The sequence below is a fragment of the Ruegeria sp. BG8 genome (genome assembly GCF_056538325.1).
In genome coordinates this window covers 1-14,482 of record NZ_JBQFSZ010000003.1, presented here as the reverse complement: position 1 = coordinate 14,482, position 14,482 = coordinate 1, and the positions used below count along the sequence as shown (strand labels likewise).

Annotated in this window: 7 protein-coding genes and 1 pseudogene; 5 read left to right on the top strand and 3 right to left on the bottom strand. The window is 57.0% G+C overall.

Features of this window, described 5'->3' with window-relative positions; all coding sequences use genetic code 11:
• Positions 1-153: 153 nt before the first annotated feature.
• Together ACR0DG_RS07555 and ACR0DG_RS07550 are read right to left on the bottom strand one after the other, a co-directional pair.
• Positions 154-1,149 (bottom strand): caspase family protein, encoded by a 996-nt coding sequence (locus ACR0DG_RS07555; RefSeq protein ID WP_480707099.1) that lies wholly within the window; start codon positions 1,147-1,149, stop codon positions 154-156.
• Positions 1,150-1,297: 148 nt separating this feature from the next.
• Entirely contained in the window at positions 1,298-3,061 is a 1,764-nt protein-coding gene (locus tag ACR0DG_RS07550; RefSeq protein ID WP_480695887.1) for a caspase family protein, read from the bottom strand.
• Between the two features lie 283 nt (positions 3,062-3,344).
• On the opposite strand from ACR0DG_RS07550, the gene ACR0DG_RS07545 reads away from it, so the two are divergent.
• Entirely contained in the window at positions 3,345-3,947 is a 603-nt protein-coding gene (locus ACR0DG_RS07545; RefSeq protein ID WP_480707097.1) for a DUF928 domain-containing protein, read from the top strand.
• 32 nt (positions 3,948-3,979) lie between these two features.
• Entirely contained in the window at positions 3,980-5,851 is a 1,872-nt protein-coding gene (locus ACR0DG_RS07540; RefSeq protein WP_480695883.1) for a CHASE2 domain-containing protein, read from the top strand.
• Between the two features lie 2 nt (positions 5,852-5,853).
• Here the strand turns inward: ACR0DG_RS07540 and ACR0DG_RS07535 are convergent, their stop codons facing one another.
• The gene (locus ACR0DG_RS07535) at positions 5,854-7,503 is read right to left on the bottom strand and encodes a caspase family protein (protein ID WP_480695881.1); all 1,650 of its coding nucleotides are present in this window, start codon (positions 7,501-7,503) and stop codon (positions 5,854-5,856) included.
• A 242-nt stretch (positions 7,504-7,745) separates the two neighbouring features.
• Between ACR0DG_RS07535 and ACR0DG_RS07530 the strand changes: the two are divergent.
• The 3 genes and pseudogenes from ACR0DG_RS07530 to ACR0DG_RS07520 form a co-directional block, all read left to right on the top strand.
• Positions 7,746-8,440 (top strand): annotated as a pseudogene (locus ACR0DG_RS07530) (IS6 family transposase).
• A gap of 293 nt (positions 8,441-8,733) precedes the next feature.
• Entirely contained in the window at positions 8,734-9,468 is a 735-nt protein-coding gene (locus ACR0DG_RS07525; protein WP_480695879.1) for a helix-turn-helix transcriptional regulator, read from the top strand.
• A 327-nt stretch (positions 9,469-9,795) separates the two neighbouring features.
• Positions 9,796-14,482, top strand: a 4,687-nt coding sequence (locus ACR0DG_RS07520) for a beta strand repeat-containing protein (RefSeq protein ID WP_480707121.1), incomplete at its 3' end; no start/stop codon positions are given.

The following is a 14,482-nucleotide window of genomic DNA, read 5'->3' as shown; positions in this document are numbered from 1 at the left end:
TTTGCTGTTGATTCAGACCGTTTGGAGGCAGCCCGAGGTTCTGGCGGGGGCTTCGATATCGTGCAAAGGTCGCGCGCGTTCAGGGGTCTGCAACGCCGTTGGCTGGGCCCGCGCTGCATCCGACGCGGTTCAGTTCGGTCTGGATGTTCCGGATCAGCCGGCGTTGCTGGCTGCCCGCCTCGGGTTCGTCGGGGGCCTGGCTGCAGCACCCTGCGCTGGGGTGGCGTCGGGCTTCTTGTCGGGCGTGCCGTGTTGCAGATCATCCCGCAATGATAGCGCAAGCGTCACTGCAAAGTAGTGGCTCCGGTCTTGATAGCGGTTCAGAAAGGACTCGATCGCGTTCAGTGTCCCAAGCGAACGGGCCAATTCGAAATCCGCGTAGATCTGTGATTTGTCCGGCTCGGGGGTCGGCGTCTTGGGCGGCGGGGATGTGGTGGTGGGGACCGGAAAGATATCTTCGCTGGGCAGCGATCCATAGGTTAACGGCTCCTGAAACCCGTCGGTAAGGTTGTAGACCGTATCGCGGACTCTGCGGAACGTCTTGCTCAGTTCAAGAACGGGTTCTTCGATATGTTGCAGCAGGGTGGTTGCGTAGGGGTTATTGCGTCCTCTCTCGTCAAGGGCCAACGTTCCGCATTTGGCTGCGTAGCTGACCAGAACGCCACTATGACCGATCGGGCCCAGACCTCGCCCGATAGAGCGTGTGCCGCATTCACGTGTCATCGTACTGAGGAAGGGATTGTTCCGGCAGGCATCTACCAGAACAACCTTCAACCCGTCGGCACTGGACAAGGAACTTATGACTGTGTCCAGTCGGATCGCTTCGAACTCTATATACTGATCGCTGCGCAGTTCCGGGTTCACAGGGATCAGGTAGTCTGTGTTGTCGACCTCGATACCGCGACCTGCAAAATAGACAAAGGCCATAACGGCACCCTGCGCCGTGCGGCCAAAATCGCGTAGGGCAAGGCGCAGCCCACGATAGTCACGATTTTGGTAATACCAACCGGTGTTTCCGATACGTTCCAATGCTCCGGCCAGGTCCGAGGCGTCGTTCCTCGCCTTGGGCAGGTTGGCCACATACCGGTAGTCGGAATTCCCGACTAGCAAGGCCACCCGTTTTCCATTCGCAACCGCCAGCCAACACATCAGGCGCAACAGTGCCGGCAGCAACCTGAATGGAGCTGGTCAGCAAAGCGCCTTCTCACAGCTAGGGGTTGTAGTACGAAAACACTACCAAAAAACGCTTCGAAACGAAAACGCGACCTGACGCTCGGTGTTTGCGCGTCAATAAGGGCTAGTTCAGGGCACCTTCCAGTACAACAGCGCGTACATTTGCGCCTGATCCGTCGAACCACTTGGTGGGGACCACATGACTGATGTCGCGGCGTCCCCGCGCTTCGTATTGGAATTGCGCATAGTTCTTGCGGCCGACACCATGTTTTCTATTTGGTTTTGAGGGCAACCAATTGGTGTAACTGACGGGCTCACCGCTAAACCAGCTCCAACCGATGACGGCATCGTCATCTTTTGGATCCTTTTTGAACCCGAAATAGGGACCGGCCTTGTAGCTGATCTTGGTTTTACCGTCATATCCGATTTCAAAGAAAGCAGGGTCGTTTGCCATCATTTGAACGATGAACGCGTTTTCAGCAGCGGTGGTGATCGCAGCAAGATCCAAGCCGCATTTCTGCGCATCCCGGCGTGCGTTCAGCGCTGTACCGGAGTAAACCAACACCACATACAGACGGTCTCTGAATGTACCGTAGATGCTTTTCCGCAGTCCCAAACATTCAAGCGTCTGCACAATGTCCCTGTCTTCGCCCAGCGTTTCAAGTTCGGGCACTGGTTGCCGTGTTGCAAAGGGATTGCTGATAAACCGCTGCTCTGTCTCAATCGGCGGATTGATCCCGAGCGCGGACAGGACTGCAAGATCGACATATCCTGTTTGTTCCAGTCCAAAACTGGATTGCAGAGCCTTGATACCGGATCGGGTTCGTGGACCGAAGGCACCGTCAGTAACTCCTACGTCAAAACCACGCTCATTCAGGCGTTGCTGCACGGTCTTCTTCGGCGCGGGCCCCGGCAAAAGCGCGGATTCCACCGCACCCGAGATCGTGCTGTTGTTCTTGGTCCAATCAGGCGTGATTTCAGCTATGCGGCGCAGCGTTTCGGGCTGAGTGAGGGGGGTATTGGGATAGGATTGGGCCAGCAAATCCCAGCCTCTGACCGTGTTCACTTTCATCGCCGCCGCCAGCGCGGTTTCAGCCGTGATGACAGGTTGCGGCGCCGGGGTGTTGATTTGCTGCGGTTCTGACAAAGGCAGCGCCACCTGTTGCGGCTGAGGAACCAGAAAAATATCCTCACCCGGTAACGAGCCGTAGACGAAAGGTTCCTGATATCCGTCGGTCAGCGTAAACACGCGGTCGCGCACCTTGCGGAACAGTTTGCCAAGCTCTAGCCCCGGTTGTTCGATATGTTCCAGAAAGGCTTGTGCGTAGGGGCTGTTGCGGCTGTCACCATCCTGCGCCAACGTTCCACCGCGCGCCGAATACCCGACGATGACCCCGCCGGGTTCCACAGCCGCTAAACCTTGACCGATCGAACGCGTGGATGAGGCCTGTTGCATCTGCGCCAGAAACGGATTGTTGCGGCAGGCGTCCACGATCACGATATTCAGGGCGCTCGACCCCGCAAGAGCATTCACGACAGCGTCCAGCCTTAGGGCTTCGAATTCGACATCCCGGTCGCTGCGCAGCGCCGCATTTACCGGTATCAGATAGTTTGTGTTCTCGATTTCAATGCCATGACCTGCGAAATACACCATGGCCACATCGGCAGTGGCGGCGATTTCGGCAAAGTCGCGCACAGCGATGCGCATATCAGAATAGTCCAGGTTTTCCAGTTGCGTGACCTTGAACCCGATACGCTGCAAAGCCTCCGAGATATCTGCCGCGTCATTGGCCGGGTTGCGCAGGTTTGGGACGTGCTTATAGGCGGAATTTCCTATCACAAGCGCTACGCGTTCGGTTTTGGCTTCGGCAGCAAGTGGCTCGACCATCACTAGACAAATCATCAAAAAAAACCGAACGCAGCGGCTCCATTTGCTTGCCGACCCCATGAAACTGAAACTCCCCAATGCTGGACAGAGTCATACCCTACCACGAAACCCCGCAGCGACAGAGGGCAAGTTCAACACAGGTGAAATGGAACGGAAACTAGACTCAGGCCCCTGTTCAGGCCTAGGCTTGGCGTATTCGGTTTTCTTGGTGATAGTTTTCTCGGGGCGTGTTGTGTCGTGGGCTTGGTTGGCAAAAACAGTTTTCATATGCGTGTTGATCATAGTGCCGCTTTCTGGCGGCACGACTTGGGCAGCGGGTCAAGAGGACGGCACTGACACCCCGCCCGAGATCGTATTCATCCCGCCGGAAATCGGCGTGCCCAACGATCGGATGGGTGCAGGGACCCGCGATGTCTCGCTGAACACGGCCTCTGATCTGCTGCTGTTGCTGGTGCCCGAGGGCGGAGGGTTGACGACCCTGGCTGCGCCGCCGCTGATCTGGCGGTTGCCCCATGGTCACAGAGGCTATGCGACCGTCCAACTCGCCCCCGTTGGCCAAGCCGCGCCCGAGCTGCGGATCGAGGGGCCATTCCCGCCTGGCGATTACGGACTGGACCTTGACCGGTCGGGTTTGGCATTGGATACCGACCTGATTTACCTCTGGCAGGTCGCGTTGATCGATCCAAACAGTGACAAAGCGGTCGCCCGGTCATCAGGGTTGATTGAGCGTGTGCCGGAAGCGCTGAAATCCGGAGCAGCAGCGACCGCCGGGCTTTGGTTCGACGCGCTTGCCGATGTCGCGCAGATCGGGCTGAGCGGTCGCGCACAGGCCAAAAATTCGGCTGCTTTGGATCAATTGCTAACCTCGGCTGGCGTGGGTCAGTGATATCCAAGCCGCAACGACACGCATGGCAACGCATGTCGTCGCTGATGACGGTCTGGCAACGCTGGGCTCTGGTCTGCGTCATCACCGCGATCGTCGGCCTGCCTCTGATTGCGCTTCGTCACAAGGGCGCACTGGAACGGTTTGAACTGTTGCAATACGACTGGGCAACCTCGGCCTTGGCTCAGGAAGAGCCGGTGGACGATGTCTATCTTGTCGCCATCACTGACACGGATTTGGGCGAGTGGGGCTGGCCAGTGCCTGATCATCAACTGACGCAGATTGTCGAAACGCTGCTGGACGCAGGAGCGACTGCGGTGGGCGTGGATATTTACCGTGACGTTGCCGCAGGGCAGGGACGGGACGCGCTGCTTGCGGTTCTGGCTGATCCCAGGGTCTTTGCAATCTCGAAACTGCAGGACGGGGCGTCCGCAGGCATTGCCGCGCCGCCAGGTGCGCATACGGGGTTTGCCGACATTCCGATTGATCCAGATGGGGTCGCCCGCCGCGCCTTATTGCTGGTCAACACGCTGGACGGGCTGGCGTTGTCGCTGCCGATGCAACTGGCCGCAGCGCATACGGGACAGCCCGCGTTGAAAAGCGATCCTAACGACCCGCGCGTTCTGATGTTCGGCGAAACGGCGGCTAAATCTCTGACGCCGGGCGCGAACCTGTTCCGCAAAGTTGATACATCCGGGTATCAGCTCACCATAGACTACAAAAACGCCCTTCCGATCGCGCAGAGCATTCCGGCCGCCGATGTTCTGACCCAAACCGGCCTTGAACGGTTCGACGGCAAGGTGGCAATCATCGGCGTCACTAGCCACTCGGTAAAGGACTATTTCTCGACCCCGCTCAACCGTGCGACCGGGGCCGATTTCACCTTTGGAGCCGAAATCCACGCTGCCATAACCCAGCAGCTGATCAACTATGCTGATCGTCAGGGCGTACCGCTGCGGGCGGTGAGCGGATGGGTGTCCATTGGGGTGATCCTTGCCTCAGTCTTTCTGGGAGCCACAATTGCGGTGTTTGTGCGCGCCACCGGAAACGCGGTGCTGATGGCAATCGTAGGGGGACTTGCACTGATTGCAGGTTTGTCGCTTTTTCAAAAGGCGTCGATCCTGATGCCCGTTGCGCCCTCGGCTCTCGGCTGGGTTGGCGGGTTTTTGTTCGGCTTCGGCATCATTTCGGGGGTGTCACGCAAGCAACGGCGTACCCTTGCACATGTGTTTTCCTCACATCTTTCAGAAGAGCTTTCGGTCGAGCTGTGGAAGCAGCGCCGCAGCCTTTTGTCGGGCGGTAAGCCGGGTTCGCGCCAACTTTATGTTACGGCGCTGCTTGCGGATATCGAGGGCTCGACCCGCGCCGGAAAAGTGATGGAGGCCGATGCCTTCATGGCATGGATCGCCCGTATTCTGGACCGACTGGGCGAGATCGCCCGCGCACATGGCGGGTTTGTCGAGAAATACACCGGCGACGGAATCCTTGTGGTGTTCGGCGCGCCCATTCCAAGCGAAACGGATGCGCAGCGGCAGTTGGATGCACAGGCCGCATTGCGCTGTGCCCGCGCGATGCGCGGCGCCACCGTCACCCTGAATGACGTGCAAGGGGATCAACCGGCCTATAAGCTGCGCATCGCGCTGAATAGCGGGAGGGCCATCGGCGGCACGCTGGGGGTCAGCGGGTCGATGCACTACAACGTCATCGGCGACACGATCAACGTCGCGGCACGGTTGGAAAGCTGGATCAAGACGCTGCCGCCCGATCCGGACGGGTGCCGCCCCATATGCATGACGCTGGAAACTGCGCGGCTGACCGACCCAGAGTACGACTGGCCGGTCCTGCCAGGGCTCTTGCACGACGATGGCAAAACGGAAATCCCGGTGGTGAAAGCGCCTGTGGCCTAGGACTATTGCCGGGTCAAGAGGACGTCGACATACCAGTTCTTGTCAAATCGTCCCTGATTACTGCGTATGGGCGTGTTCGGGGCCAGGGTCGACGGCAGGTCTAACGTGATCGAAAAGGGCACTTCATAGACGGAGTTAAACAGAAAGTTGGTCCGCCCAGAGATTTTCAGGCGCCCTTTATCCGACAGCGATGCGTGATACTGCTTGGGCCTGCTGTCACCTCCCTTCGAGCGGTCGACAGCACCGACAAGCGTAAAGCCGTCCTCAGTCTTGATGTAATTCAACCAAAGCACCGTATCGATCCCGGACCCGGCGTCTGATCCCAGCGGGTCGGGGCGTCTGCGAATATTGATAACGTATTCACCATTGAACCCGTTTGTCGTAACGCCGTTGGGTTCTGGTTTGGGCCCTGCCTGGCCACGACTTGTCCTGTTGCTCGGTTCGGGTGCTATTCTGCTGAGAACGGCATAGCTTTCCGCGCTGAGATAACCGGTCGTGGCCACGCCGCCCTGACGTTGGAAACTGCGCAGGGCGGTGCGTGATCTTGGGCCGAAAATGCCATCGGCAGGCCCGGCAGAGAACCCAAGCGCGTTCAACCCGCGCTGCACCGCGCGAAAATCATTGCGGTCCAGGTTCAATCCCGCCTCGGTCGCCGGGGTCGCGCCTTGCCGTGTCGTCTGGTTAGATTCAGGAGTGGCCCCTTCCGGGGTCGCTTTGGTAGTGCTTGGCCCGACAAGTGCGGCGGGGGGTCGGTTTGTGCTTTTGGCTGCCGCTACAACGCCATGCGCGTATTCTCCGGCTTGCGTGTCGGGATAAATCTGCGCAATCAGGGACAAGGCGTTCAGCTTCGTGCTCTGATCTGCCAAACTCAGGGCTTCGCGTAAAATCCGCTGCGCGGCGTCGTGTCGGTCCAACGCAGGTGGCGCGGCGACTTTGGGTGGGGTTGGTGCGACCTCGGGTACGCTGACCGCTGCGGGTACAAGAAAAATGTCCCGCCCCGGTAATGAGCCATAGGTAAACGGCTCCTGATACCCGTCGGTCAGCGCAAACACTGTGTCACGCACCTTTCGGAACATTTTTCCAAGCTCCAACCCCGGAACCTCGATATGTTCCAGCAGGGCTTCGGCATAGGGGCTGTTGCGGCCCTCTCCATCCAACGCCAGCGTACCACCGCGCGCGGAATAGCCGACCAGCACACCGCCGGGGTCTATGCTGCCGAGACCCTGACCGATGGAGCGCGTTGCATTTGTACGCTCCATATCCGACAGAAACGGGTTGTTCCGGCACGCATCCACCAGAACCAGTTTCAGACCCGGTGCCGAGGAAACCGCCTTCAGGACCGAATCCAGCCGGATCGCCTCGTATTCCACATCCCTGTCATTCCTAAGCTCGGCATTGGTGGGGATCAGGTAGTTGGTATTGTCGATCTCGATACCGTGGCCGGCGAAATAGACCAGCACCACATCGGCCCCTGCCGCCTTGTCGGAAAAATCCCGAAGGGCCAGCCGCATCTGGCGATAATCCAGATCGTAGAGCTCGGTCACATCAAAGTGGATACGCCCCAGAGCTGCGGCGATGTCCTGAGCGTCATTGGACGTGTTGGGAAGGTTCGAAACATAGTCGTATTGCGCGTTTCCGATCACAAGCGCCATGCGTTTTGTGCCAGAGATATCAGCTAGCGCAACAACCGGTCCGCAGAGCAAAAACACGCCTAGCAAAAGACCGAGCGGCGAAAACCCAGAGAAAGCAATACGCAAAAACATAAGTCCGATCACTAGCACAGCTTGCCTCGTCGCGCGACCTTGGCGTTTTGCGAGGGCGGGCAGCTATAGGTTAGGAATCAGGCGTCGGACGAGTCTTGTCAGAAGAACTTTGCTTGAGCCGGGCAGGGCGGGTGCGTAGTTTTTTCCGTAACCGGACCGACTTGTTTCAAAACTCTAAAGCCAGTCTCGAGATCATCCGCCTTGCGGGGATGCTGTACATACGTTTCTAATTATCGCTTCGGAATGTCGAAGAGCTGCACGAGCGAGGCGTCGACTGAGTCATGAAACTGCCCGATATTGCCGGAACAGGTTTGGCTCATGCTTACTGCTGAGATCAGACGTATACGTGTGCAGCAGCTGCACTCGTTTTCCATTTGGAAATCGCACGTTGACGAGGTTTTCGTGAAGGTGAGTCGCAAGCGGCATTTTTTTAGCGGGCCGTTGATCACGAAGGCGAGGTGCTGCAGGCGGTTGTCACCGAACGTCGAAACAGGGCTGCAGCACTGAAATTCCTCAGGAAATTGAAGAAGCGGTACGGTTGTTCTAAGGAGATCGTTAAGGGTCGCTTCGCCTCCTACCACGCTGCGCTTAGAGATTTAGGTGCACTCTAAAATAGAAGGCGGGCAGATGGCTCAACAACCGCGGTGAGAATTCGCACCTTCCTTTCCGACGGCGAAAACGCGCCATGCAGCGTCCCAGGTACATGCCGAGTTTGCAAAAATGCGCCTCCGTCCATTCCTCGGTATACAACCACTTCAACTAGGGAAGATCGCTGACCAGCATAGAAACTTTCAAGCTGACACGCACCGCCGCTCTTGCTGAGTAGCGTCAACTTTGTTCCAGATAGGTTCACGGTCTCCGCAGCATACTGAGACTGGTTCTAACCTGTCTGAAAGCACTCTTATGGGTTATGATTACTCCAAAGTGAGTACTGGTAACGAAAAAGTTACCAATGCTCACTTTGGAGGTATGAAAATCGCTATTTGTATGACTGTTTCGTCCGCTAGCAGAAGAGAAATTCTGCGTAACCCAGAATTCTAAATCGTTGACTAACATAAACTTAATATACTTGTTTTCAGATATTCGATTTGAATCGGTTCGGGGGTGCACGGTTAAGCCATGAAAAACGCGATTATTGATTTCGTAGATGCTTTGGCGGGACTCACGAATGCTGAAGATCGTTGGCGCGTTGCCGTGGAACAAACCAAAAAGATGGGCATAGATGCGATTTTGGTTGGCGAAGCCAATGGGATCGAAAAACAGATATTCTGGATGAACACCACCATGCCAGACGACTGGATAGCGGAATATCTGGAAGAAAATTATCTGGCGGTAGATCCAATGATGGATGAGTTGGCTTGGCGAAAAAAGTCTGTGGAAATAAACACAGGCCTTCTGAAACGAGACGATGCACCGACCGAAAAAAACTATGTGATGGACCATTCAATGAAATCGTATGGTCTGTCTGCGCTTTTGGGATCCCGTTTCGGTGCAGAAGGTAAGCGTGCAACTTTCGTTACTCTTTGCTCCAGTGACACAATGCGAGCAATGACGCAAAACAGTGAAGTCGAACTTACGATGTTGTCTGCGCTACTCGCGACGACAATCACGGATCCAATTCAATCGAAAGCCAACGTAAAGTTGCAAGCGATAGCTCAACCACTGTCGCAGCGGCAACAGGAAGTATTGGAATTGTTGGGTTCTGGATTCCAAACCGCCCGCATCGCAGAGCGCTTAAAAATCAGTGAGGCAGCTGTCAATAAACACTTCTTCCAAGCCCGGAAGTCGTTAGGGGCAGCGACCCGGGAACAGGCATTAGCTATCGCTTTGAAACAAAGGCTTATTGATCTGTGAAGGTATAAATATCTCTACCTTGGGAGAACGCCGCCCTTTTTCTAACGTGTGCCCAAAAATCAAAACCTTGTGATAGGGCCGCAGTAAATCATGTTCGCTAAGAAGTCTTCGAAAGCTCGCTCAACCAACCCGTCGAGCGTTGCCACTACAACCTTTGAGATAACCAGTCTAACTACGAAATTCGATGACACCATCAAGTCTTTGCCGACTTCTTTGGCGCAACCCGTTTGCGTCCCGGCGAATAAAAACGACCGTTTAAAGTATTTAAAGCAACTTGCGCTTAGGTCTGCCTCGCAGCTCGCTGCAGGTGGCACAGCATTGGTATTGGTGCTCCTGAGTGCGCAGAGTGGTCATGCTCAAAGCACTGACGTGGCGGTAAAGGCGCTAGACGGTGTTAAGTCTGTGGAAATTGAGGCGGATGGATCTGCAACAGTTACATTAGAGAACGGCACCGTCATGCAACTGCCGGCCGGTAGCTTTGCCACTGTTGATGGGGAAGTTCTCGTGTCGCAGGCTGTCGCTGCCCAAATTGCAGATGCGGGCGCTGCGGCAGGCGGTGTGTCGGCTGGATTGATTGCTGGCGTTCTCGGTGGTGTCGGACTTGTGGCTGCGGCGGCAGGTGGAGGCGGCGGCAGCAGCGATAGCGACAGCCCAGTTGCGCCAGGGCCTGAAGCGCCGACGCCGGATGCTCCGACGGCCAGCGGGTCGGTTATTGATGGCTATATCGTCAACGCGACGGTTTTCCAGGATGTGAATGGTAACTCGATTTTTGATGCGGGTGAGCCTAACACAATCACCGATGCACAAGGTGGCTTTAACATCACTCTGGACCCGTCTAACCCGACGGCCAGCCTGATTTCTTTTGGCGGTACCGATACGTCTACCGGCCAGGCGTTTACCGGAACGCTTACCGCCCCCGCCGGATCCGAGGTGATAACGCCATTGACCACTTTGGTCCAAAGCGTTGTTGAAGCAAGCGCCGCGGAAGGAAATCCGATCAGCGTTGAGGATGCAAATCAGCAGTTGGCCGCGGCCCTCGGGTTGGGCGGTCAGGACCTGCTTGCGCTTGATCCTGTGGCGGAAATCGAAGAGGGGGGAGACCCCGAAGCCTTTGCTGCTGCGGCTCAGGTTGCGGCTGTTATCTCGGCAGCGGCGGCGGCCGCAGGTGATAGCACCGAGGAAAGCACCGCCGCTTCTCAGGCAGTAGCGGCGCAGCTTGCGGAAAGTCTACTGGAAGCAGGCGCGGATTCACAAGACTTGTTGCAAGATGAAGCAACCATTCAGCAAGCGTTGGAAGGCGCGGGTGTAGATACAGCAGACGCTGAAGTGATTGCCGGTAAAGTCGGTGAGGTCAATGCCGACATTGATGCTACCGTTGACGGTGGCGGTGACCCAAGCGATGTTCAAGGGCAGATTGAAGCAGCACAGGAAGTTGTACAGGATGTAATCGTCGGCGAGATTCAGGATCCTGACGGCGATGTTGGTTCAATCAACGTCACAGAAGAAATCGATAGCATCGTTCCTTTGCGTCCAGACGTGACAACCGAGGCACCTGATACGGTTTTCGGGCCAAATAACCCGCTTACTGATGTCACAGTTCAAGGTACTGGCCGCCCTGATGCACTGGTTCGGGTCACGATCGACGGTGTTGCCAAAACCACGACGGTAGATGGGAGCGGCGATTGGCTGATCACGTTTGCCGCAAATGAATTGCCGTCTGAGACCGGAGTGTTCCAAGTAGACGCGGCCGGTGCAACGTCCGGAAGCTCGATCTTCACCACGCCAGCCTCTGGCGGAACTCTGACTTTGGATTTCGCGGGACCAGACGCGCCGAGTTTTGATGCAGTTGCTGGAAACGGTATTCTGGAACTGGATGAGCAAGAAGCTGACCTGACCGTCTCTGGCACAACAGAGGCCGGAGCCGAAGTCGAAGTTGCAATTGGCGGCGTTACCTTGACCACAACCGCAGACGGCAGTGGTGCGTTCAGTGTGACCTTTGATGCAGCCGACCTGCCAGGTTCAGATTTTGACATATCAGCTACGGCGACGGACACGCTTGGCAATATTGGGACCGCCGCTGTCCAGCCGATCACTGTTGAGCCCGTATCGGCGCTTACACTCACCATAGCGCCGGTTTCGGGCATTCTTGGCTCTGCCGAGCTTGCGGACGGCCTTACAGTTTCGGGTACCGGTCGCCCTGACAGCACCGTCACGGTCACAATTGATGGCGTCGCGCTGGATACCACTGTCGATGGCAACGGAGACTGGAGCGTTATCTTTGATCAAGCCGACTTGCCCGACGCGACCGGTGACTTTGATGTGACGGCCCAAGCCACGCTTCAGGGCACGTCGTTTTCCAGCGGAGTGGTCGACGGCGGCGGATTCTCGGTCGATCTGACCGCGCCAGCAGCGCCAGCGGTTTCACCTGTTGCTGGCAATGACGTGCTGGAGTTGGAAGAACAGGGTTCCGATCTGTCCATCGGCGGCACAGCCGAGGCAGGCGCAACGGTTGCAGTCACAATCGGCGGCACCACTGAATCGACGGTTGCAGCCGATGACGGAACCTTCGCGGTTACGTTTTCAGCGCTGGACGTACCGGCGACAGATTTCGCGGTTAGCACCACCGCAACGGACCCATTGGGTAACGAAGGATCTGCAACGGTTCAGAACGTATCCGTAGAACCTGTGTCTGCCTTGACACCTGTTGTGTCCACTGTGTCCGGGGTATTCGGCCCGACGCAGCTTGCTTCGGGACTGACCGTGTCCGGCACCGGGCGGATTGGCAGTACTGTCAATACCACGATCAGTGACACGACGCTTTCAGCGGAGGTTCAGCCCGACGGAACTTGGAGCGTCTTTTTCTCGGAAGGTGATCTGCCGAACACCAGCGGTGATTTTGATGTATCGGCCGTTGCAACACTGGATGGAACATCCTTTGAAAGCGGAGCGGTTGACGGTGGCGGGTTTACTGTTGATCTCGATGCTGCTCCTGCGCCTGTCATCAACACTGTCGCCGGCAATGATGTACTAGAATTGGAGGAACGGGAAGGGGACTTGATCGTCTCTGGCGCGGTTGAAGTCGGCGCAACCGTTGCGGTCACCATAGACGGCGTGACCGAAACCGCGACTGCCGATGGAGACGGCAATTTCAATGTCACGTTCTCGGCAGCAGATGTGCCAGAGGCTGATTTCACGATCAGCGCGACCGCCACGGATACGTTGGGTAACACCAGTGCGACTGCAACGCTGGAAATCGCGGTTGAGCCCGCTTCGGCGCTGACGCCTGTCGTTTCGACCGTGACCGGCACATTCGGCGCATCCGAGCTGGCCGCTGGGCTGACCGTTACTGGAACTGGGCGCCCGGGCAGCACGGTGGATGTCGCAATCGACGGCGCGGTGTTGAGCGCGACTGTCCAACCGGACGAGTCATGGAACGTCTCTTTCCTGGAAAGCGATCTGCCCAACACCAGCGGAAATTACGCGGTCACAGCCATTGCAAGCCTGCAAGGTACGTCCTTTACCAGTGATCAGGTATCTGGTGGAGGGTTTTCGGTCGACCTCACCCCGCCTGACGCACCTGTTCTTAATGCAGTTACCGGAAATGATGTACTGGAATTGGAGGAGCAGGAAGCCGATCTGACGATCACCGGCACCGCCGAAACTGGTGCGACGGTCGAGGTCACGATCGGAGGTACCACAGAAAGCACGATTGCCGACGGAGACGGAAACTTTAGTGTTACATTTGCTTCCGCAGACGTGCCGAACTCCGATTTTTCGGTCAGTGCTTCGGCGACGGACGGGGTGGACAATCAGGGTGTCACGGCGGCCCGGGATGTGACTGTAGAGCCGGTTTCTGCGTTGACGCCCACTGTTGACGATGCATCCGCGAGTTTGGGTATATCGGATCGGGCCGATGGGTTGGACATCACCGGTAGCGGTCGACCGGGCAGCACGGTGACTGTGACCATCGGCAGCACGTCCCAGACCGCAGTTGTTGCGGCAAACGGTCTATGGCTCGCAACATTTGCCGAGGCGGATTTGCCCGCCAGCAGCGGTACGTTCTCTGTGTCTGCCGTTGCCACCCTGGAAGGCACAAGTTTTACCAGTTCCTCTGTTTCCGGTGGCAACATCGAATTCGATCTGGATGTCCCCAACGCCCCCACGATTGATGCAATCACCGGCGACGATTTCCTGTCCACCGAGGAACAGTCCAGTGATCTGACCGTAACGGGTTCCGCTGAAATCGGGGCAACGGTGGTTGTCGAGATCAACGGTGTCTTTCAACAGGCAATTGCCGGTGACGACGGATCGTATTCCGTAACATTTGCATCCGACGTTCTACCGACCAGCGATTTTTCGATTTCCGCCACAGCCGAAGATGGCGTTGGCAACCAAAGTGCGTCTGCTGTGCGTCAGATCACCGTCCAACCTGCGGGACAGACCATAGTTGGAACGTTTGGGGATGATGTTCTTGACGGGACGGATGGGGACGATGTGATTGACCCTGCGGGCAATGCGGACGGGTTTGATCTTGTCAACGGGTCGCTGGGTAATGATGAAATCGTCTTTACCAATTCGGGTGGCGAGAGCTTTGTCGAGGTCGACTATTCCGGTCTTTTGGATCCGATCAACGCGACGCTGAACTATGCCGACAACACGGGCACGGTTGTGAAAGGTGCAGGTGGTGTTGACGGGACGGATACGTTCACGGACCCGACGACGACGGGCGCGTTTGGCATTGGTCTTGTGGGCACGGCTGGGGACGATACGTTCAACATCGTGCAGGGTGCCGAGTTCAGCTGGGCTGGCATCTTTTACGCGGGTGGCGACGACATGATCAACGTTGACGCGAACACCGGGACCGTTCGGATTGGCGCGGGCACGGATGTGACGGCGGATCTTACGACTGGGATCATCACCAACTCCACGGGTTCTATTACCCTGAACGTGATGGGCGAGGGCGCATATATCTCATTGCGGACCGGAAATGGTGATGACACCATCACTGGCTCGG

Bases quoted from the DNA above. Each gene is read 5' to 3' on its own strand.
- ACR0DG_RS07555 (WP_480707099.1), bottom strand. From the start codon at position 1,149: ATGTGTTGGCTGGCGGTTGCGAATGGAAAACGGGTGGCCTTGCTAGTC.
- ACR0DG_RS07550 (WP_480695887.1), bottom strand. From the start codon at position 3,061: ATGGTCGAGCCACTTGCTGCCGAAGCCAAAACCGAACGCGTAGCGCTT.
- ACR0DG_RS07540 (WP_480695883.1), top strand. From the start codon at position 3,980: ATGTCGTCGCTGATGACGGTCTGGCAACGCTGGGCTCTGGTCTGCGTC.
- ACR0DG_RS07535 (WP_480695881.1), bottom strand. From the start codon at position 7,503: ATGGCGCTTGTGATCGGAAACGCGCAATACGACTATGTTTCGAACCTT.
- ACR0DG_RS07525 (WP_480695879.1), top strand. From the start codon at position 8,734: ATGAAAAACGCGATTATTGATTTCGTAGATGCTTTGGCGGGACTCACG.